The organism is Acinetobacter sp. TUM15071, assembly GCF_008980925.1.
GTDB classification, from domain to species: domain Bacteria; phylum Pseudomonadota; class Gammaproteobacteria; order Pseudomonadales; family Moraxellaceae; genus Acinetobacter; species Acinetobacter dispersus.
In genome coordinates, this window is the sequence record NZ_BKGB01000008.1 from 26,089 (window position 1) to 47,041 (window position 20,953).

Below are 20,953 nucleotides of genomic sequence, written 5' to 3' on the forward strand. Positions count from 1 at the left end.
CAATTACCAACGCACTTCAAATTTCTTACGGAGCCAAATGGCAAGGCTGTTCAAACCAATCATTAATGCCAGTAAAACAATAATCGCTGCTGCAGTACGTCCTTCAAAGAAGTTACGTAATTCATTACCTTGCCATAAATAAACTTGTACTGGCAATGCTGTCGCTTGATCGAGTGGTGTTGTCGGCACGCTTGCAACGAAAGCACTCATTCCGATTAAAAGCAACGGTGCAGTTTCACCCAGTGCATGTGCAACCCCAATGATCGCACCTGTCATAATCCCTGGTAATGCCAGTGGCAATACGTGATGGAAAATGGTTTGTACTTTCGATGCACCTAGACCCAAGGCAGCTTGACGAATCGAAGGAGGCACTGCTTTTAATGATGCGCGTGTCGTAATAATCACGGTTGGCAAAGTCATTAGGCTCAGAACCAAACCACCGACCAATGGTGCTGATAATGGCAATTGCATCCAGCCAATAAAGATAGCTGCACCTAGTAAACCAAACACAATCGAAGGAACCGCAGCCAAGTTGTTAATGTTGACTTCAATAATGTCCGTCATCATGTTCTTTGGTGCAAACTCTTCAAGATAAATTGCACTCGCAACACCAATTGGAATCGAGATCACAATCACGATCATCATCATGAATAATGAACCCATGAATGCGCCGGCTAAACCACTAGTTGCAGGTGAACTACGAGAATCTGGACTAAAGAACAAGTTAGTATTGAAGGTATTTTTAATAATTCCTTCCGCTTTTAACTGATCTGCCAACTGGCGTACTTCTGGCTCAAGCTGTTGCTGATCATCAGGTAAGCTACGGTCAATATTACCCGCTAACCACACATCAACATTGGCATCTGCTAAGAATTTGATCTCTTCTTTACTTCCAATCAGCGCAGGATTTTTAAGTACCATATCACGCAAACGGTATGCTTCAGAACTGGTATATAAGCTGCTGAGATAATCACGTTGAGGCTCTAATGCTTTGTTTTTAGCAACAATGCCATTTACGATCAAAGCATCCCAGTCCACCATACCCATTTCAGTTTGCCAAGCCACCATGCGCTCTTCAAAGTGAGCTGGTGTTTCACCTGCTGTTTGTTTTGGTTTCGCGCCAACATTGATAATTGCTGGATCAAAATAAACAGGAACAGTCATGCTGCTTTGCCAAAATGAAGGCAGACCTTTCGCCAAGATGCTACCAAACAATAAAGCAACAAATGCCAAAGCGATAACAACAGCCGAGATACCTGCAAAGCGAAACGTTTTTTCCTTACGATGACGCTTAGCCAAAGAACTTTGGATCTTTCTTTTACGCTGCTCACGTTGTTCAGCAGCTACTTGAGGATCCAATAGGTTCGGATCCAGAGGAGATGTATTTGATGAACTCATTCGTATTGCTCACGATATTTACGCACGATGTACAGTGCAATAATGTTTAGACCCAAAGTGATCACAAACAGCGTTAAACCAAGGGCAAATGCTACCAGTGCTTGCGGGCTCGCAAAGTCAGTATCCCCCGTTAATTGCTTCACAATCGTGACGGTTACTGTTGAAACTGCTTCAAATGGATTTGCATGTAACAATGGACTATTCCCTGCTGCAAGCACCACAATCATGGTCTCACCCACCGCACGCGATACGGCAAGCAAGAACGCACCTGTAATCCCTGGTAAGGCAGCTGGTAGAACGACTTGACGAATCGTTTCTGATTTCGTTGCACCTAAACCCAAAGAACCATCACGTAATGCGCGAGGTACCTGAGTAATGATGTCATCGGATAATGAGGAGACGAATGGGATAATCATAATGCCCATTACAAAACCTGCTGTTAGTGCGCTGGTCGCATTAATATTGATACCAACACTCTCACCCACCATTTTGAAGAATGGGCCAATGACCATTAAAGCGAATACGCCATAAACGATGGTTGGAATCCCCGCCAAAACCTCAATCGCAGGTTTTGCCCAAGAACGCAAGCTTGGCGATGCATATTCAGCCAAATAAATCGCAACCAACAAGCCAATCGGTACCGCAACCAATAATGCGATACCACTGACCATTAAGGTCCCCCAAATCAGCGGTAAGATACCGTAGCTACCTTCTGCATTCCCTGAAGTGCTAAAGCCTGGGTTCCATTCAGTACCAAAGAAAAAATCAACTGGGCTAACAAAATGAAAAAAGTGTAACGCCTCTTTCAACATCGATAAAACGATACCGATTGTTGTCAGGATTGCGACACCTGAACACAGAATTAAAGCAACATTAATGGTTTTTTCGACTTGGTTACGCGCACGGAATTGTTGGCTCACATGACGCTTTGCCCACACTAAACCAGCCAATCCAGCACTAATCACCACTGCAAGTTTTGCAAAGGAGCCAATGGTTTGGAATTTAGCAAGTTGTTGTGCTGCTGCAACTTCATATGCTGCTGGCTGATCTGTTACCCCGAAACCAGACGCAATTGCTTGCACTCGACTGGTTAAAACATCACGGCCTGCCGCATCTAAGGTCGAACTCACAGATGCAGGAATATTATTGAAAATAATGTGCTGTAAAATACTTGGTTCAACCAAGTTCCAAATAATCAAAATTAAAAAAGCAGGAATACCACACCACAAAGCAACCAACGCCCCATAATATCCTGGACGAGAATGTAGTGTTGCTGAGTTATTTCCCTTACCTGCTAGGTTACGGCTTTTACTCAGCCCGATTTGATATGCAATTGCCACAAGGGCTAATAACACACCGATAAGTAGCAGATTCATGTAATCTCCACTGTTTTCTCAATTTTCATGATTTGAAAAAACTTAGCTAGACAAAAAGGCTGATGATCCAACGTCTCACCAGCCTCCCTTTTAACAATATTACTTAACTGATTTACCAGCTTTGAAATCAGCTAGGATTTTTGCGCGCTCTTTGTCGCTTAAAGGAATCAAACCAGCTTTTTCTAATTTAGAACCTTTACCAGAAATTTTCTTGTTTAAGAAGAATTCTGTGTATTGTGGTAAGCCTTTGATTGATTTCAAGTGCTCGCCTTTCACGTAGAAGAACAATGGACGTGAAACAAGGTAGCTACCATCTAATACCGTTTTCTCAGATGGAGTCACGCCATTTACAGTCGCTACACGTAATTTATCACGGTTTGAATCATAGAAACCTAAACCGAATACACCTACTGCGTTTGGAGATGTCTTCAAGCGAGCTAAAGTTTCTGTGTAGTCACCCGCAATTTCAATCACACGGCCATCTTTACGGAAGGTTGAACATGCTTTCTTTTGATCATCTTTGCTTAAAGCTTTGTAGTAATCAAATGCTTCACAACCTGCATCAACCATTTTCTCTTGGAAAACTTCACGTGTACCGTGGTTAGATGCAGGAATAACTAAAGTAATCGGCTCATTTGGTAATGATTTATCAATTTGGTTCCAAGTTGTATATGGGTTTGGAACTAATTTACCATTTGAAGGAAGTTGTGCAGATAAAGCAGTAAAGACATGAACTGGCTTTAATTTATACGCTGCTTTTTTTACATTTGATGCAAATACGATACCGTCATAACCTACTTTGATTTCTTGTACTTGGTTTACACCAGATTTCTTACATGCATCAAGTTCAGTGTCTTTAATTTGACGTGAAGCATTTGCGATATCGATGGTGTTATCGCCCACACCTTGACAGAATTGTTTCAAACCACCGCCCGTACCACCTGAACCAACAACTGGTGCTTTGAACTGTGGGAATGTATTGCCAAACTCTTCAGCAACAATACTTGCAAACGGTAATACAGTAGATGAACCAGCAATTTGAATCGTATCACGAGCTGCATTTGCAGTCGTTGCTACAGTTGCCCCAGATACAGCTAATGCAATTGCGATGTGACGTGGATTTAAGCGCATTCTGTTTTCTCTCATTTATGCAATTTGATTTACAACTCTTTTCTGTTTAAGTGTTGTACTTTGGTTAACTGCATTTTGAGCAGATAATATGACAATTAAGTGACAACTTTATGACGCTTTTGTGATGGTCATTTCTCAAGATTAATTTTTTGAAAATTCTTGGTCATAAAGCCGTATTTTTCTCTGTATTTTTACAAAAAACTTTAGGTATACAGGAGAAGAACCAACAACTACATACTGAATTTCATAAAGTTTTAATGATAGGAAGAATATTTGCTTAACAAAAAGCATCTTGGTCGTATCCCACAGTTTATATATGTTTTATGACAATTCCCTATCAAAAAGCATAGATTGCATGCTAAATCCTGTCACAATTGAAACACAAATGATGATCCGTAAACCTATTCAACAGGTGTTCGAAGCATTTATAGATCCTGAAATCACCTCAAAGTTTTGGTTTAGTTCAGCAACAGCAAAGCTTGAACAAGGTAAAACCGTTGAATGGACATGGGAAAAATATCAAGTTTCGACAAAAGTGAATGTGACAAAAATCATTGCCAATGAATTGATTCAAATCCAATGGGGTGAGCCGAACAGTAGCGTTGACTTTATCTTTGAAGCTTTAAGTGACAACCAAACCTATATCAGGATTCAAAACTACAATATCCCTTTACAAGGCGATGAACTGATTGCTTTTATTATTGATAGTACTGGTGGTTTTACAACCGTTCTAGATAGCCTTAAAGCCTATTTAGAACATGATCTAGAACTTAATCTGGTACAAGACAAATTTCCGCCCTTCTAAATATTGAATCAACCTGAGCAATAAAGAACATGGATGACGATGCTTTGTGTGATAGCTGGGAAGCAATTTGATTTATTTAATTCATTTGGCTCCGTGTCGTCAGTAAATGATTACCCCGCTCTTCGATCAACATATTCCATATAGGCCCGCCCCTCTATTACAGCCTCTAAATAAATTCCCTGAAAATGATATCCTCCAACATAACCATTGCCGACCCCATATAGCATTGTCGTATCCACTTCGCCATATATGGTAATTTCATCATTATCCTGTTGATTTTTGATGAGCCAACGGAATAAGTAAGGCAACTTAATATTGCGTCCGTCTATCGCAACAGCCAAACGCGATTGATAACTCAAGACTTCAAATTCAGCCTCCAAGTTCTGACTCTCTCCATTTAGATTTCGGAGAAAGGCCCTACTCACAACTTTTTCACCTTTTAAATGTGTTTCATTCAGTAAAAGCTGAGTCTGCTCATCCAATGAAATAATATGATAGGTACTGAAATCTAAAGGAATCTTTTCATTCGCAGCCCCAAATTGATCTTGTGGTGTAATTGGACTCATGCAAAAAGCATATTCAAAGGTACATAATCCAGAGATCTTTTTCTCAACACCTTGATAATTAAAAAATCCTTCATAATAAGACAATAAGCTGAAATGGTCATACATTGGCATTTGTATAAACCAAGAAACCTGATTGGTATTTTTAAAACCAATATCAAGTTCAAATTCATTATGCTGAATTGCAACATGATAATCTGGATACTTCCCCTCAATGGTGATCTCCTTTCCAAATTTTAAAAATGCAGGATGATCAAAAGACTGAGGACTTTTAGGAACCGAATAACTCTGAAAATGTTTTGCCATTTTCGCGGCAGTTCCCGTCACAATCATGGCATTCTGTCCAAAGCGAGTCTGTAACAGTGGATCAGCTTCCGTTGCGACAGCAGCTGTTGAACTCATAATCGACAAAAACGTAAAAAAATGATGTGGATATGGTAGGTCGGGAATGATAACGCCATAACGGCTCCATCCCCGTTGCTGCATTCGATGTTCAGGTTTAAGTGCATATTCTGGTGGGAAAGACCAATCAGCTTGCACTGTTGGCTTATCTAACGCATGATGGAGTTGCTTGATAAAACTTGTTAATGCTGGCCACTGATTGCTCATCTTTATTTTTCTCGTTTTCTAGTGATGTCTAATGACTTAGAAATCATCTTTGATCATATTTACAGCAAGCTATAAAATAACCATTTTTCAAACGATAATTTATTGAGAAAGAACCTAATTTTTTGACAAAAAATGACATTTTGATGAGCTTGGCGCTACAACACAGCGATTTGTACCTTATATAAATAAAAAGAGCCCAAATATTGGACTCCTTTTTCTTGCGCTACTTAGTCAAACTTAAACTCAAATATTTGGTTGAGCAGCCGTAGAAATTACGTCCTTCTTTTTATATTTTAGTACGTACATGAGGGCTAAAACACCTAACCAAATCGGTCCAAGAATAACAGCTAAACGCATATCAGGTGTCATCGCCATAATAATCAGAATAAAGCAGACAAAGCTAATCGTTAAATAATTACTCCACGGGCTCCAGATACTTTTAAATTTGGTCTGATGTTGTTTCAGACGCATTGCTTTATTGAATTTCAAATGTGTCACTGAAATCATCAACCAGTTAATCACTAAAGCAGCTACAACCAGCATCATAAACAACTGGAAAGCTTCACCAGGAATTAAATAATTGACTACCACGCAAATGGCAGTAACCGATGCAGAGACTATGGCAGCAGGTACAGGAATACCACGCGCATTCACTTTTTTCAGTATCGCAGGTGCATTGCCCTGTTCAGCTAACCCATGCAACATGCGGCTATTACAATAAATACAACTGTTATAAACAGAAACGGCTGCGATCAAAACCACGAAATTTAAAACGTTGGCAACGCCATTGCTATTTAGAGACTGGAAGATTAAGACAAAAGGACTACCGCCTTCTGCCACCATGTTCCATGGATAAAGGCATAATAGAATTCCAATCGCACCAATATAGAAAATCAAAATACGGTACACAATCTGATTCACTGCCTTAGGAATCGTCGTTTCTGGTTTCTTGGTTTCTGCCGCAGCGATTCCGATAAGTTCTAACCCACCAAAAGCAAACATAATGACCGCAAGTGCCATGACAAAACCATGTGCTCCATGCGGGAAAAAGCCACCGTGTTGCCATAAGTTGGCAATACCCGCTTGCGGTCCAGCAGAACCTGAAAGTAAAAGATAGGCACCAAAGCCAATCATACTTAAAATTGCAACAATCTTGATGCAGGAAAATAAAAATTCAGATTCGCCAAAGAACCTGACATTGACTAGATTAATCGCATTGATCAACACAAAGAAAACCAGTGCTGTCAGCCATGTGGGAACATCAGGCCACCAAAATTGGATAAAGGTTCCGATGGCACTCAGTTCTGCCATACTGACCAATACATACAGCACCCAATAATTCCAACCCGACATAAAGCCAGCCATGCGGCCCCAGTACTTATTGGCAAAATAACTAAATGAGCCGCTGACGGGTTCTTCAACTACCATTTCACCTAAATGACGCATGATTAAAAAAGCAATCACACCTGCAATCGCATAGCCCAATAATATAGAAGGCCCTGCCAGTTTGATGGTTTGTGAAAGACCCAGAAATAATCCTGTACCAATCGCACCACCAAGGGCAATTAACTGAATATGCCGATTGGACAATCCTTGTTTTAACTCATGTTTATTGTTTACATCCATCACTTTATCTCCAATGTGTGTGTCACATCCTGTACACCTTTTATACAGCGTATGATTCGAAGCTCAACATGAAGCTCCGAACCTGATTCGCTCTCTTATCAATTTATAAATTTGAAGATTTTCCAATTTCCTTCTAATCAGAAGGAAATTGCTTTTTTACATGGTAATTTTTGGGAACGTTGTTTTAAGATTTCATAACCTCGATCACCATAATCAAAGCGTGCAATCACTGAAGCAAATTTCTTCAGACTAAGAGGTGCATCCATGGCTGGTAGTTTTAATTCGATAAAGGTCAGACCATCGAACTGGTCGATACTGTCCAAGGTTTGTTTAAGTTGACCTGCGGTTTCTACCACACAACTTTTATAGGCTTTCGTGCCATTAAAGACATTTGGAATTTCGGCATATTTCCAATTTTGCACATCGTTATAGGCTGCATTCTCTCCCATGATCAAACGTTCAATGGTATAGCCACCATTATTCAATAAGAAAATAATCGGCTTGAGGTCATGACGGATAATCGTTGAAAGTTCCTGTACGGTGAGCTGAAATGAACCATCACCAATAAACAGGATTTGGCGGCGTTCAGGTGCAGCCAACAAACTACCGAGTAATGCTGGCAAGGTATAACCGATAGAGCCCCACAGTGGTTGTGCAATATATTTAGCGGTTGCAGGTAGCTTTAAACCCGCCAAAGCAGAGTTAGATGTTCCAACTTCACCAATAATCACATCATCTTCTTTTAGAAAACCTGAAATTGCATTCCATAAAACGTCCTGACTCAATGCTTGCTGTTCAGGAACTTCTACAATTGTTGAAGGCTGTTTTTCCAACATTGGCTTGCTTAACTTACGTGGTGCAACCTTCTTATTCAGCTCCACCAACAATTGCCCAATTTCAATGCCTGGAAAATCCTGTCCAAAAATCGTTAATGCATACGGCTTAATTTCAATATAGTTTTCAGTAGCAATCTGATGAGTAAACACGCCTGTCCCAACATCGGTAAAACGCACACCGATACCAATCAGGCAGTCCGATTGCTCAATAGTACTGCGGACATGCGGCTGGCTTGCTCCACCGACATAAGTTCCCACATAACGTGGTGAACCTTCATCCATAATATTTTTCGCGGTGAGCATGCTGGCAAAAGGAATAGAACATTTTTGTGATAAATCATTGAGTAGCGAAGTCACGCCAAAAACCGATGCTTCATTATCAATTAAAAGTGCTGGGCATTTGGCATGTGCAAGGATGTCACACAATTTTGCTACAGCACTTTGTAACAGCTCTGGCTCAACTGCTGGATAGGATAAATCCAATGGACGATCTGTCACCTCAACTTTAACATGAGTAATATCTGACGGTAGTTGAATATGGACTGGACGGCGTTCAAGAAAACATTGGCGTAACACACGATCAATTTCAAAGACAGCATTGGCTGGGGTCAAGCGTGTTTGAGCGACTGTGAATTCTTTCATACAGTTCATGATGTTGTCGTAATTACCATCCACCAGTGTATGATGTACTAGCGTTCCCTTTTGAACGACATGCAAAGGTGGAATCCCTGAAATATGCACGACTGGTACATTCTCAGCATAAGCGCCTGCAATGCCATTAATTGCACTTAAATCACCGACACCATAAGTGGTGGTTAAAGCAGCAAAACCGTTAATACGTGCATAACCATCTGCCGCATATGCTGCATTTAATTCATTACAATTACCGATAAATTCGAGCTGCGCATCTGCTTCTACTTGCTCTAGATAAGAAAGGTTAAAGTCACCAGGTACACCAAACAAATGCTGGATACCCATTTGCTTTAGACGAAGATTTAAAAAGTCACCGATTTCTATGAACATTGCTCTACATCCTTTCAAGTCAATTTTTTATTCCATAGAAAAATAATATTTCATCTACCTGTTAAATTTCGTGCATAATAAAAACGGATTTTAATAAAAATACAATATTTGTGTATCATAAAAGGATTTTATGCAATGGATAAGTTCGACTGGCAAATCATTCAGGCATTACAAAAGAATGGACGGCTCACCAATCAGGAAGTAGGAGATTTAATCGGTTTATCGGCCTCACAATGTTCAAGAAGACGACAGTTACTTGAGCAAAAAGGTGTGATCTTGGGTTATGCGGCTCGCATCCACCAACAGGCTTTGGGCCTAGAAGTAACGGCAATGATCCACATTAACCTGCGTATCCATGAAGCCAAGTCACAGCAAGCCTTTCAGGATTTAATTGAAGCTGAAGACAATATTCAAGATGCCTTTTCAATCAGTGGAGATGCAGATTTTATCTTAAAAGTCGTCGCAGAAAATTTGGAACAGCTTTCCCAATTCGTGACGGAACGGCTGCTTTCTTATGGATTTATTGGGCATATCAAATCTTACATTGTGTTAAAAAAAATAAAAGAACAGAATCATTTCTTAAGCAAAACCAAAAACCACAGCTACCACCCTGCCACTTAAACCCAGTTTTAAGCAGCATCGTGCATAAAAAGAAAAAGGCGGATATCAAATCCGCCTTGAAATCATCAATATCTACAGTTTGCTGATATGCACCGTTTGTCCAACGGTATTCTCTAGCAAACCTTCCATACCAAACTCAGCACCAACACCTGACATTTTCCAACCACCAAACGGTGCATGTGGGACAATCTCGGCATGGGTATTAACCCATGCCGTACCACATTGTAGTTGTGAAGCGTAGAACTGCGCTGCTTTCAAATCACTCGACCAGATTGAACCACCTAATCCAAACTCACTGGCATTGGCACGTGCAATTGCATCATCAATATCACGATATTTTAGAATTGGTAACACTGGACCAAACTGCTCCTCTTGTACCACTCGGCAACTTTCATCCAACCCTGTTAAAATAGTTGGTGCTATAAAATAGCCTTGCTCAGGTACAATCTGATCACCCGACAGTGCCTTGGCACCTTGTGCAAGAGCATCGGAAATTAAGGCTTTTACTTTCTGATATTGCAGTTGATTTTGCACAGGACCAAAAGTGGTCTCTGCTGCCATACCATCTCCGACATTCTGGGCATTGGCAATATCAGCCAGTTTTTGTGCTAGCGCGTCATATTGGCTTTCATGCACATATAACCGTTTTAAAGCAGCGCAGGTCTGCCCAGCATTTAAAAATGCCACATTAAAAATTCGTTTGGCAATCTGATCAAGATCGGCATCAGGTAAAACAATCCCTGCATCATTGCCACCTAGCTCTAGGGTCAAATGTTTTAAGGTTTTTACCGCACCAGACATAATGTGCTGACCAGTTTTAGTCGAGCCTGTAAAAACCACCTTTGCGATGTCGGGGTGACTCGATAAAGCCTCACCAATTTCACCATTACCAACAACAATCGAAATCACACCCGCTGGGACTTCTTGCTGAATGATTTCACAGAGTTTTAAAGTCGCTAAGGGGGTAAATTCAGATGGTTTATTAATCACCACATTGCCCGCACGTAATGCAGGCATGATATGCCAAACGGCAATCATCAGCGGCCAGTTCCATGGTGTGATCGAAGCCACCACACCTAAGGGTTGGTAATGACGTTCAATCCGTTTTTGTTCGCTATCTTCAACGATATCAACAGGCATTTCCAAGCTTGCGGTATAACGTGTCCAGCCAATCGCACCCTGCACTTCCATTTGTGCTAACGCCAGTGGTTTACCTTGCTCTAAAACAATCAATTCAGCCAAGGTTTCGGCATGCTGTTCAATCCCATCCGCAATTTTGTTGAGTGTGCTTTTGCGCTCTTCATGAGAACTACGTTGCCAGCTTCTAAAAGCTTGCTTTGCTGCCTCAATTGCTTGATTGACCTGTGCAATCGATGCTTGGGCACATTTTGCTGCAATGGCAGCTGTTGCAGGATTGATAATCTCAAGTTCGCCTGCTTCACCAAGACAAGATTGACCGTTAATAATGAGTTTAAATTGGTTTTGCATATTCAAGTGTTGCATGCCTTGTTCCTTCTATTCATTGTAATCATGATTTTTTGCCTTATCTGACCTACGTTGTAGATCCCAAGTGCAAAATTGATGACATCTATCCATCAAAATATTGAGCATCTATTACTACAATATGGAATTTGCGCATCACAGTTTATGCATAATTATTTCTGATTTAGATTAAAAATGCACAATTTGTGCAGAACAGCGACAATTTTCTACCTTGTCATTATAAAAAACCTTCCTATAGGCTCTAGACATGATCCATATGCACACCAAGCCAAATACACCACGCACTTCGGCAATCTCATCTTATTATTCTCAACGATAGCTTCAGAATTTCAGTTCGAATCCAATGTTCTAAAAGCTGCAACACTTCATTCAGTTTATTGAAATTTATTAGAACAGCTGGCTTCGCTATATTCATTACAAATGACTTAGAAGCCAACAATATGAACAGTAAAGTGATTACAACGTTTAAGCATACGGATTTACCCGTACACATGACATTTTCAGAGCATGATTGGCAATTGCTTGCTCAGCACTGGTATCCGATTGCGCTCGCCCGTGACATTAGCGAACAACCCACTGCGGCCATGTTGTTAGATATGCCATTGGTCATCTACAAAATGGGAGATGAGCTGATTGTTGCAAAAGATGTCTGCCCACATCGTGGGGTTCCCCTCAGCTTAGGCCGCCATGATGGACAAGGCATTGTGTGTCGCTATCATGGATTACGCTTTGGACATAAGGGAAAATGCAACCGTATTCCTGCGCATCCACAGCATAAAATATCTGATCGCTTTCATTTGAAAACCTATGCTGCCACTGAAAAATATGGGCTGATCTGGTGTTGCTTGGCAGCTCGGCCTGATGATAAACCTGTTATTCCTGATATGCCGTATTGGGATGATTCGGACTACCAACAACTGGTGTGCCCATTTGTAGATTTGAATTGTTTTGCTGGTCGGCAACTGGAAGGATTTATTGATGTCGCCCATTTTGCTTGGGTACATCCTGATACCTTTGGTGATCCTGATGATGTTGAAGTACCAGACTATATAACCACAGAAACCAGTTATGGCTTTGATGCCGATTATATCAGCAGTGTTGGACGCTACCCGATTGGGACAGAGCAACGCGGGCAAGACAATTTCAACTGGCTCAGACATTTTGAAATCAGCCTACCTTTTACTGCAACGCTCACCATCCATTTCCCCAATCAAAGCAAACAGGTCATTATGAATGCCGCTTCTCCTGTAAGCGCGCGACAAACTCGCCTGTTTGCACCAATCTGCCGTAATTATGATAAAGATTTACCCGTTGAAGATGCCTATGCATTCAATTTGCAAATTTTTGAAGAGGATCGACTGATTGTCGAAACACAGAAACCTGAATACTTACCACTGGATTTATCGATGGAATCGCATTTTCCAGCAGACCGTAGTTCAAGTATGTATCGTCGTCTTTTAAGAAAAATGGGATTCAATCCTATTTTTGCGGCCTAGCTGACTCATACATTCAGTTCTAAGAAGCAATAAAAAAGAGGCCTATTCAGACCTCTTTTTTATTTGATGTATGTGCCAGATTGAAATTAATCAATCGCTGGAACATAAGTTCCTGCAGCAATTGCATCTTTAATACGATCAGCTTCTGCCAACACAAGTGCAAGTAAGTTTTGAACGTTTTCAAGCGTTGCAACTGGGCTTAAAGTGGTCATCTTCAATGATTGAACATTACCCACTTTGGTCACACCAATATTCGCTTCACCACGAGCAAATAATTCATCTGCTACGTTTTGGTTCAAGCTATCGATAAATTCAACAGGATAACCTTCAGGCGCAACACGGAATAGGACTGAAGCAAACTGTGGTTCAATCAGTAGCTCAAGACCCGCTGTTGCTTTAATATAATCAGCAACTTCACGTGTTAATTTCACACCATGATCGATCATTGAACCATAAAGCTCTTCGCCTAATGCTTCAACCGTCATCCACAATTTCAATGCATCAAAACGACGTGTCGTTTGTAATGATTTAGATACAAGGTTAGGTACACCGTGTTCTTCATCATAAGCAGAGTTCAAATATTCTGCTTCATAATGCATAAAGCGATAGTTTGCTTCGTCTTTCAACAAGAAAGCACCACAGCTAATGCTTTGGAAATAATGCTTGTGGAAATCCAGCGTGATTGAGTCTGATAATTCAATCCCATCAAGCATTGCACGATGGTCATTTGAAAGAATCAGTGCGCCGCCCCAAGCTGCATCAATATGCATCCATGAACCATATTTCGTGGTAATTTCACGGATTTTCTTGAGTGGATCAATCGCTCCAGCATCTGTCGTACCCGCTGTTGCAACAACACAGGCTACGATTTTGCCTTCAGACTGAAGATGCGCCATGGTTTTTTCCAGTGCATCGACATCCATCTGTGCATTTTCATTCACAGGAACAGTGACAACTGACTGGAAGCCCATACCCATCATTGCCATGTTCTTTTGCACAGAGAAATGTGCATTTTCAGAACAGATGACTTTGACGTTTTTCATTGCTTCTGCTGGAATACCATCGCGCTGAACAGACCATGGTTTACCATTTTCGTCTTTCCAGTTTTTCGAGATGCACCAGTCACGCGCAAGCAATACACCCATCAAGTTTGACTGTGTACCACCAGAAGTGAACACACCTGCTTGACCAGCACCATAGCCCACTTTTTGGCGAAGCCAATCAATCAACTGAACTTCCATCAAAGAACCCGCTGGGCTTTGATCCCATGAGTCCATTGATTGGTTGGTTGCATTGATCAACACTTCCGCAATCTGGCTCATCACCATGGTTGGGCAGTGTAAGTGTGCAAGTGAGTGTGGATGATGTACTTTTAAGCTTTTATTGAGGAAAAGCTCAATCATGCGTTGTAAAGATTGTTGTACACCTAGACCTTCTTTTGAAGGTGCAAAAGAGATTGCTGCACGCAAATCTTTAATGCTGCCACCAGTATACATTTTATCGTTTTGCAACCATGCTGAAACGGCTTGTACCGCCTCGCCCATTGCTGACTCATAGTCAGCAATAGATTGAGCATCATTGCAGAGTAACGCTTTACGATGTTCTGCAAAATCAACCATGAATTAGCCTCGTACTGCTTTTAATGCTTCAGCAACAGCTTTCTTGAAACGAGCAACCGCTTCTACGCATTCTTCGTGATTGATAATTAATGGGCAAAGTAAACGGATGACTGTACCGTTACGACCACCTTTTTCAAGCAATAATTTATTGTTGAAACAAGCAGTCTGGATTGCAGCAGCCAATTGAGCATCAGCTGGTAATGAACCCATATGGTCCGCAGGTTTACGCTCGTCAACGATCTCAACACCGATCATCAAACCACGACCACGTACGTTACCGATACATGGGAATTCTTGAGCAAGTTTCTTGAACTCAGCTTGTAAGAAATCACCACGCTCTTGCGCATTTTGAGCAAGGTTTTGTTCTTTGATCACTTGAAGTGATGCTAAACCTGTACCCATTGCAAGTTGGTTACCACGGAAAGTACCCGTGTGACCCGCAGGCTGCCAAGCATCAAACTTACGTTTAATACCTAATACTGCAAGTGGTAAGCTACCACCTACCGCTTTTGACATCACTACAACATCAGGCTCGATACCTGCATGTTCAAAGGCAAACATTTTACCTGAACGTGCAAAACCAGCTTGAACTTCGTCCAAGATTAAAACGATGTTGTGCTTTTCAGTCACTTCACGGATTTTTTGCAACCATTTTACAGGTGCAGTAACTACACCACCTTCACCTTGAATTGCTTCAAGGATTACAGCAGCAGGTTTAGTTACACCACTTTCAACATCTTCAATGAAGTTTTCAAAGAAGTAAGTTAAAGCATCAACACCCGCTTCACCACCTAGACCAAGTGGGCAACGATATTCATGCGGGTATGGCATAAACTGAACGCCTGGCATTAAGCCATTCACCGCATTCTTCGCAGACAAGTTACCTGTCATTGCAAGTGCGCCGTGCGTCATGCCGTGGTAGCCGCCAGAGAAACTAATCACTGTGCTACGACCTGTGTAGGTTTTCGCTAATTTAATTGCTGCCTCTGTACCATCTGCACCAGATGGACCACAGAACTGTAGACAATACTCTTCCTTACCACCTGGTAATTGCTCAAGTAATGCTTCAGTAAATGCATCTTTTAAAGGCGTTGTTAAATCTAAAGTATGCAATGGGAGACCGCTTGCAAGCGTATCTTGAATACTTTGAATTACTGCAGGATGGTTATGACCTAAAGCCAATGTTCCTGCCCCAGCTAGACAGTCGAGGTACTCAGTACCTTCAACATCAGTAACCCAGCAACCTAATGCTTTGGCTATCGCTAATGGTAATTTACGTGGATAGCTACGAACATTGGATTCCATCTGACTTTGGCGAGTCAGGTAGTATTCGTTAGTAGAATTAGTGGCAGGGTTTACAGAAGTAACGCTCATATCGAATTACCATCTCTGATATGGGTAAAAGAAATAAGTCTGGTGACTTGCGGTCGTTTGACTCGGTGCTTTTTAGAATCTAGTGAGACACAAATTTTATATCTTTCAACTAGGAGCGAGATGATACCTAATTTTGAAATAAAATAAACACTTTTTATGCCTTACATTCATCTAATCTTATTGAAAAAATGTTTCGCTCCAATAAGTATGATGAATTATCATCATACTATGTGACAAGCTAAAGAAAGTAAGCTTTTTTTAATCAGGCTTCTGTTTTTAGATAAATGGTCAAAACAATCCACATAATCCATTCATTTTTAATATTTTTTGTTTTATTTTTCTGTTGCAAAACACTGCTAATCTCTTACAAAGTCACCACAAAATATGCAGAAGTTCACCATGAGTTCTTTTTAATATCAATCTTGTAAAAAATAAATTTTCGATACCAAATTCTAAGGAAATTTTTATGCGTACTTTAGCACTTGCAACAATGATGATCGGGGCAGCACTCAGCCCAACCCTTTTTGCTCACGAGACAGAAAACTTGAACTACAATATCGTCAATATCCAAGCGGACGCTTCACGCCAAGTCTCAAATGATGAAATGCGTGCCGTTCTTTATATCGAGAAAAGCAACAAACAACCCGCTGAGCTTTCAAATCAGATCAACCAGTTGATGAATCAGGCGCAAGCAATTTCACGTAAATATTCACAAGTAAAAGTCGAAACAGGTGCACAAAGTACCTACCCGGTGTATGACAATGACAGTAATAAACTAAAAGAATGGCGCGCTCGAGCTGAGATCCAACTTGAAAGTAAAGACTTTAAAGCAGCGAGTCAGTTAATTAGTGAGTTACAGCAAACGTTTCAAACACAATCAATTAACTTTACGGTGTCTGATGAACAACGTAAAAAAGTCGAAAATGAGCTGATGATTGAAGCTTCTAAAAATTTCCAGCAACGCGCACAAGCGATTACTCAAGCTTGGAGTAAAGCCCAATACAATTTAGTTAGCTTAAATCTAAATACCAGCAATTATTTCCCACAACCGATGATGCGCGGTGGCATGGCCAAATTTGCCATGGCTGAAGCGGCACCTGCACAAGATATGGCAGCCGGTGAATCTAAAATCACGGTCAACGCCAATGGTTCAATTCAGTTTAAATAAAAACCACCCTGTTGCTATCAAAACCGTGCTTAAGCACGGTTTTTTTCTTATTTTCATTTAAAAATAATCTCGTAACTCAGTATTAAATAAGGCACAAAGAATATCTATTTAGAGATAGTTTTCCCCTTCCATGCAAAACAAGGAATCTGAATGAAACAAAATGAAAACAGTTTAGAATTGTAACAGACAGGTCTTTCTGCTAAGTTTCCCCGATCAAGAATAAGGCAATAATAATGTTGAATAATATCTTTGGTGTCTTGGATAAATTAGGGTTTGGTGCTCAAAAACGTGCGATCAGCGTACACTTTTCAAATATAGAACTTAACACTCAAGTCATATTACAACGCCTTGACGGTTATCATGGTCTCAATGATGGTTTATCCATTGAACTGATCTGCTTATCAAGTAATCCATATATCGAATTAAAACAATTTATTGGCTGTCAGGTTGCCGTTGATCAAGTTACAGATTCAGGACAACTGTTTAGAACCACAGGAATAATTACAGGCGCAAGTCAAGGACAAAGCGATGGTGCTTTGAGTTTATATCGACTCACCATGCAGGATGCAACCAGCTTATGGCATAAACGTCGCAATAGCCGCGTATTTATGAACAAAAGTGCGGTAGAGATTTGCGAAATCATTTTCAAGGAATGGCAAAGCAAGAGTTCATTATTTGCCGCCAGTTTAAAACTGGATAGCAGTGGCCTAACCAAAGATTATGACATCCGCCCTTTTTCTATGCAGTCGAATGAAAGTGATTATGCCTATCTGACACGGTTGTTACGCGAGGAGTCAATCAACTTTTTAATTGATGAATCGAGCTATATTGCCACAAATCCAAGCCAGAGTATCGAGCCACAACTGTTACGCCTGATTGATGACAATGCTCAATTTAAAGCACTTGAACGTCGAACCATTCGATATCATCGTTCTAATGCAACAGAACAGTCAGACAGTATCACCAGTTTTATTGCTCAACGCCAACTGCAGCCCACCGCCATTCATGTACAACGTTGGCAAGCAGATAGTCTAAGCCAAGAAGATGCAAGTGGTTCAGTAATCAGTTCACATCAACACAGTGCCCAAAGAGATAATGAAAGTCTGAGTCTGGAACAAGCATGGAGTATTTCACCTGCTTGGATTACTGATCTAAAAGGAGAAGATCAGGCAACAGCTTCAGGGAATAAACAATTAGATAGACTCAATAAACAGCTGAATCAATATCAGGCTTTACAGGCAAAATATTTCGTCGCAAATAGTAGTGTGCGTGATACTCAAGTTGGCTATTGGTTTCAGTTAAGTGATCATCCAGAGTTAGAGAAGAATCATAGTCAAAATGATAAAGAATTTTTGATCCTGACCAAGCATTTTTATAATCAGAATAACCTACCCAAAGATATCAAGGATCAAGTTGAGAAACTATTAAACTTAAGCCATTGGGCAATAAGTAAAGACAGTGAACAAGAACGCCAAGCCAACGAACTAATGGTGGTACGTCGTACAATTGAAATTATCCCTGAATATGATCCATTGACTCACCGTCCAACTGCACATGTACAACGAGCCAAAGTTGTCAGTGACGGTGAAGAAATCCATGTGGATGAATGGGGTCGAATCAAGGTTCGCTTTTTATTTACACGTACAGAAGACCATGCACACGATGGTGGTGCAGGTTCAAATGACAGTGATACCGATTCGGCTTGGGTTGATGTTCTGACGCCTTGGGCGGGTGAAGGCTATGGTGCACGCTTTTTACCACGTAAAGATGAAATTGTGGTGATTGACTTTTTTGATGGCAATATCGATCGTCCCTTTGTGACTGGTCGTATTCATGAAGCACAACGTTCGCCAACTAAATTTGACATTAAAGGCCAACTTCCCGATACCAAAAAACTTAGCGGAATCCGCTCCAAAGAAGTTGGTGGCGAAGGCTATAACCAACTGCGATTTGATGATACGACAGGACAAATCAGTGCCCAATTACATAGCAGTCATGGTGTAACCCAACTTAATTTAGGTAATTTAAGTCATCCAAAAGACAAAGCTGAAAGTGATGGTCGTGGTGAAGGCTTTGAACTCAGAACCGATGATGCAGGTGCTATTCGAAGTAAAGGACTCTATATCTCAACATTTGTCCAAGACAAAGCAACTGATATACATTTAGAGGCAAAAGAAGCCATCCAAAACTTCACAGAAAGTTTGGAAAGTATGAAAGCTCTCTCCGAATATGCAGTTAAACAGAAAGCTGAAGCTGCTGATATGCTTGCGAATATCGATCAATATATCAAAACAATTGAATCACAATGGTCTGATTTAAAAGCAACCAAAGATGCCTTGATGCTCTTGGCATCACCAGAAAGCATATCGTTAGTTTCGGGGAAAGATGTTCATATCAATGCTTTGGACAGTATCACTATGGGTGCTGGACAATCAGTCAATGTCAGTACAGATGAACACCTGATCTTAAATGCCAAGAAAAAAGTCAGTGTTTTTGCCGGTGAAGAAGACCTAAAAATTTATGCAGCAAAAGGTAAATTTGATCTACAGTCACAAGACAATGTATTGGATGTTGCTGCGCGACTAGACGTCAAAATAACCTCATCTGAGGGCAAAGTAGAAATTCATAGCCCGACCGAAATTGTATTTAAAGCAAAAGACAGTGCCTTAAAAATCAATGGTGATGGCGTCACTGTGATTACGCCAAATAAATTTACCGCCAAAGCAGGTCAGCACCTGTTTATAGCTGGTGCAAGTGAAAGTCCTACACTCCCCTTGTTCCCCAACAATATTTGCTGGGAATGCCTCGCTCGACGGGCCGCACAACGTGGTGCTTTTATTAATAAAGGAGATGGAATGTAAATGCTGAGCAATCAAAGTCTCCAAATCTTATTTAAAACATTTGAAAAGTATCCACTGGATCAAGTTGGATTAAACGTTTATGCATTGGCCGATGCGGCACAGGATAAAAAATTCTTAAAAGTTCTAGAGCACTTAAGACAAAAATGCCTTTTGAAAGAAGCAGGTGGCGAAAAGGCGAGAGAAATCTCTCCTCATTTACTGCAATTACCAAAAGACTTTACTGCGCTTGAATGGGAGTGGATAGAAAAGAATATTGCTGGCACGACCAGAATGACGATTATTATCACGCCCCTGTCATTTGATTATTTATATCAACACTTACGCCATTTTTTAGATGTCGAATTCGAAGGTGGCCTAGAAATGATGTTGGCTTTTTGGGATCCGCTAATCTTAGCAACTCTAGTTGGCCATAAAGCAGATACAACATTATATGTACAAGGCCCTGTACTTCACCCACAACAAATTGAAGCCTTACTTAAACCAATTCAAAGTTGGTGGTACTGGGATCGTTCAGGCAACTTGCAAGGCATATTTGGCTTGAATCAGCGTGTAGAAGTACTTCCACTTGTAGAAACACCACTACGTTTTTCTGCTGATCAAGAAGAAATGATGGTCGAGGCTACTTTTCCCGACAACCTTATCTATTACCTTAAACTCAACAACTCGTTTCTAGTCGATAAAATTGATGATGATAGATTATATCAGTTGGTGGTTAAGAGTATTCCAGAAGCAAGAACGTATAATCTATCTGGTACACGTGATATTTTAAATTTCATCTGTTTAAAGTTGATTTATAAAGATCAATTTGAGTCAGACCATGATTTACAGTATCAATTGATTCATTTGAAAGATAAAAAGCTCACAATGGATGAAGTCATGAATAACGTAATGGCGAAAACAGCCTAATATAATTCAATTTATTTTTATAGGCTTTATTACAATGG

The 20,953-nt window shown here is 40.6% G+C and carries 15 protein-coding genes; 6 read left to right on the forward strand and 9 right to left on the reverse strand.

The features are described from left to right. Positions 1–3 precede the first annotated feature (3 nt). The 3 genes from pstA to GBI66_RS09320 form a co-directional block, all read right to left on the reverse strand. Positions 4–1,398, reverse strand: a complete 1,395-nt coding sequence (gene pstA / locus GBI66_RS09310; protein WP_151715890.1) for a phosphate ABC transporter permease PstA — start codon at positions 1,396–1,398, stop codon at positions 4–6. Further along, entirely contained in the window at positions 1,395–2,774 is a 1,380-nt protein-coding gene (gene pstC, locus GBI66_RS09315) for a phosphate ABC transporter permease subunit PstC (protein ID WP_005184021.1), read from the reverse strand. The genes pstA and pstC overlap by 4 nt, the downstream gene beginning before the upstream one ends. Before the next feature lie 99 nt (positions 2,775–2,873). Beyond that, positions 2,874–3,905, reverse strand: a complete 1,032-nt coding sequence (locus GBI66_RS09320; protein WP_004652127.1) for a substrate-binding domain-containing protein — start codon at positions 3,903–3,905, stop codon at positions 2,874–2,876. A gap of 355 nt (positions 3,906–4,260) precedes the next feature. Here GBI66_RS09320 and GBI66_RS09325 point away from each other — a divergent pair, with 355 nt between their 5' ends. Then, the gene (locus GBI66_RS09325) at positions 4,261–4,710 is read left to right on the forward strand and encodes an SRPBCC family protein (RefSeq protein WP_151715891.1); all 450 of its coding nucleotides are present in this window, start codon (positions 4,261–4,263) and stop codon (positions 4,708–4,710) included. Between the two features lie 110 nt (positions 4,711–4,820). On the opposite strand, the gene GBI66_RS09330 is transcribed toward GBI66_RS09325, so the two are convergent. The 3 genes from GBI66_RS09330 to GBI66_RS09340 form a co-directional block, all read right to left on the reverse strand. Next, positions 4,821–5,882, reverse strand: coding sequence for a DUF6670 family protein (locus GBI66_RS09330; RefSeq protein WP_151715892.1), 1,062 nt, complete (start codon positions 5,880–5,882; stop codon positions 4,821–4,823). Between the two features lie 243 nt (positions 5,883–6,125). Further along, positions 6,126–7,508, reverse strand: coding sequence for an amino acid permease (locus GBI66_RS09335; protein ID WP_151715893.1), 1,383 nt, complete (start codon positions 7,506–7,508; stop codon positions 6,126–6,128). 137 nt (positions 7,509–7,645) lie between these two features. Next, entirely contained in the window at positions 7,646–9,367 is a 1,722-nt protein-coding gene (locus GBI66_RS09340; RefSeq protein ID WP_151715894.1) for an alpha-keto acid decarboxylase family protein, read from the reverse strand. Between the two features lie 135 nt (positions 9,368–9,502). Between GBI66_RS09340 and GBI66_RS09345 the strand changes: the two genes are divergently transcribed. Beyond that, positions 9,503–9,988, forward strand: a complete 486-nt coding sequence (locus tag GBI66_RS09345; RefSeq protein WP_005184035.1) for an Lrp/AsnC family transcriptional regulator — start codon at positions 9,503–9,505, stop codon at positions 9,986–9,988. A gap of 72 nt (positions 9,989–10,060) precedes the next feature. Here GBI66_RS09345 and GBI66_RS09350 read toward each other — a convergent pair whose 3' ends face one another. Next, positions 10,061–11,491, reverse strand: coding sequence for an aldehyde dehydrogenase family protein (locus GBI66_RS09350; protein ID WP_151715895.1), 1,431 nt, complete (start codon positions 11,489–11,491; stop codon positions 10,061–10,063). Positions 11,492–11,931: 440 nt separating this feature from the next. Here GBI66_RS09350 and GBI66_RS09355 point away from each other — a divergent pair, with 440 nt between their 5' ends. After that, positions 11,932–12,987, forward strand: coding sequence for an aromatic ring-hydroxylating dioxygenase subunit alpha (locus GBI66_RS09355; protein ID WP_151715896.1), 1,056 nt, complete (start codon positions 11,932–11,934; stop codon positions 12,985–12,987). An 86-nt stretch (positions 12,988–13,073) separates the two neighbouring features. On the opposite strand, the gene GBI66_RS09360 is transcribed toward GBI66_RS09355, so the two are convergent. Both GBI66_RS09360 and GBI66_RS09365 read right to left on the reverse strand, forming a co-directional pair. Beyond that, positions 13,074–14,606 carry an aspartate aminotransferase family protein gene (locus GBI66_RS09360; RefSeq protein ID WP_005184041.1) on the reverse strand — a complete coding sequence of 511 codons (1,533 nt, stop codon included), beginning with the start codon at positions 14,604–14,606 and terminating at the stop codon, positions 13,074–13,076. A 3-nt stretch (positions 14,607–14,609) separates the two neighbouring features. Next, positions 14,610–15,980 carry a diaminobutyrate--2-oxoglutarate transaminase gene (locus tag GBI66_RS09365; protein ID WP_005145147.1) on the reverse strand — a complete coding sequence of 457 codons (1,371 nt, stop codon included), beginning with the start codon at positions 15,978–15,980 and terminating at the stop codon, positions 14,610–14,612. A 466-nt stretch (positions 15,981–16,446) separates the two neighbouring features. On the opposite strand from GBI66_RS09365, the gene GBI66_RS09370 reads away from it, so the two are divergent. The 3 genes from GBI66_RS09370 to GBI66_RS09380 all read left to right on the forward strand — a co-directional run bounded on the left by GBI66_RS09370 (position 16,447) and on the right by GBI66_RS09380 (position 20,915). Further along, positions 16,447–17,148 (forward strand): SIMPL domain-containing protein, encoded by a 702-nt coding sequence (locus GBI66_RS09370; RefSeq protein WP_151715897.1) that lies wholly within the window; start codon positions 16,447–16,449, stop codon positions 17,146–17,148. 233 nt (positions 17,149–17,381) lie between these two features. After that, the gene (locus GBI66_RS09375) at positions 17,382–20,009 is read left to right on the forward strand and encodes a type VI secretion system Vgr family protein (protein ID WP_151715898.1); all 2,628 of its coding nucleotides are present in this window, start codon (positions 17,382–17,384) and stop codon (positions 20,007–20,009) included. Continuing rightward, positions 20,010–20,915 carry a DUF4123 domain-containing protein gene (locus tag GBI66_RS09380; protein ID WP_151715899.1) on the forward strand — a complete coding sequence of 302 codons (906 nt, stop codon included), beginning with the start codon at positions 20,010–20,012 and terminating at the stop codon, positions 20,913–20,915. Positions 20,916–20,953: the final 38 nt, after the last annotated feature.

What these genes read in the sequence shown, in the direction of transcription:
- pstA (WP_151715890.1), bottom strand. Translation starts at nt 1,398, where the DNA reads ATGAGTTCATCAAATACATCTCCTCTGGATCCGAACCTATTGGATCCT.
- pstC (WP_005184021.1), bottom strand. Translation starts at nt 2,774, where the DNA reads ATGAATCTGCTACTTATCGGTGTGTTATTAGCCCTTGTGGCAATTGCA.
- GBI66_RS09320 (WP_004652127.1), bottom strand. Translation starts at nt 3,905, where the DNA reads ATGCGCTTAAATCCACGTCACATCGCAATTGCATTAGCTGTATCTGGG.
- GBI66_RS09325 (WP_151715891.1), top strand. Translation starts at nt 4,261, where the DNA reads ATGCTAAATCCTGTCACAATTGAAACACAAATGATGATCCGTAAACCT.
- GBI66_RS09330 (WP_151715892.1), bottom strand. Translation starts at nt 5,882, where the DNA reads ATGAGCAATCAGTGGCCAGCATTAACAAGTTTTATCAAGCAACTCCAT.
- GBI66_RS09335 (WP_151715893.1), bottom strand. Translation starts at nt 7,508, where the DNA reads ATGGATGTAAACAATAAACATGAGTTAAAACAAGGATTGTCCAATCGG.
- GBI66_RS09340 (WP_151715894.1), bottom strand. Translation starts at nt 9,367, where the DNA reads ATGTTCATAGAAATCGGTGACTTTTTAAATCTTCGTCTAAAGCAAATG.
- GBI66_RS09345 (WP_005184035.1), top strand. Translation starts at nt 9,503, where the DNA reads ATGGATAAGTTCGACTGGCAAATCATTCAGGCATTACAAAAGAATGGA.
- GBI66_RS09350 (WP_151715895.1), bottom strand. Translation starts at nt 11,491, where the DNA reads ATGCAACACTTGAATATGCAAAACCAATTTAAACTCATTATTAACGGT.
- GBI66_RS09355 (WP_151715896.1), top strand. Translation starts at nt 11,932, where the DNA reads ATGAACAGTAAAGTGATTACAACGTTTAAGCATACGGATTTACCCGTA.
- GBI66_RS09360 (WP_005184041.1), bottom strand. Translation starts at nt 14,606, where the DNA reads ATGGTTGATTTTGCAGAACATCGTAAAGCGTTACTCTGCAATGATGCT.
- GBI66_RS09365 (WP_005145147.1), bottom strand. Translation starts at nt 15,980, where the DNA reads ATGAGCGTTACTTCTGTAAACCCTGCCACTAATTCTACTAACGAATAC.
- GBI66_RS09370 (WP_151715897.1), top strand. Translation starts at nt 16,447, where the DNA reads ATGCGTACTTTAGCACTTGCAACAATGATGATCGGGGCAGCACTCAGC.
- GBI66_RS09375 (WP_151715898.1), top strand. Translation starts at nt 17,382, where the DNA reads ATGTTGAATAATATCTTTGGTGTCTTGGATAAATTAGGGTTTGGTGCT.
- GBI66_RS09380 (WP_151715899.1), top strand. Translation starts at nt 20,010, where the DNA reads ATGCTGAGCAATCAAAGTCTCCAAATCTTATTTAAAACATTTGAAAAG.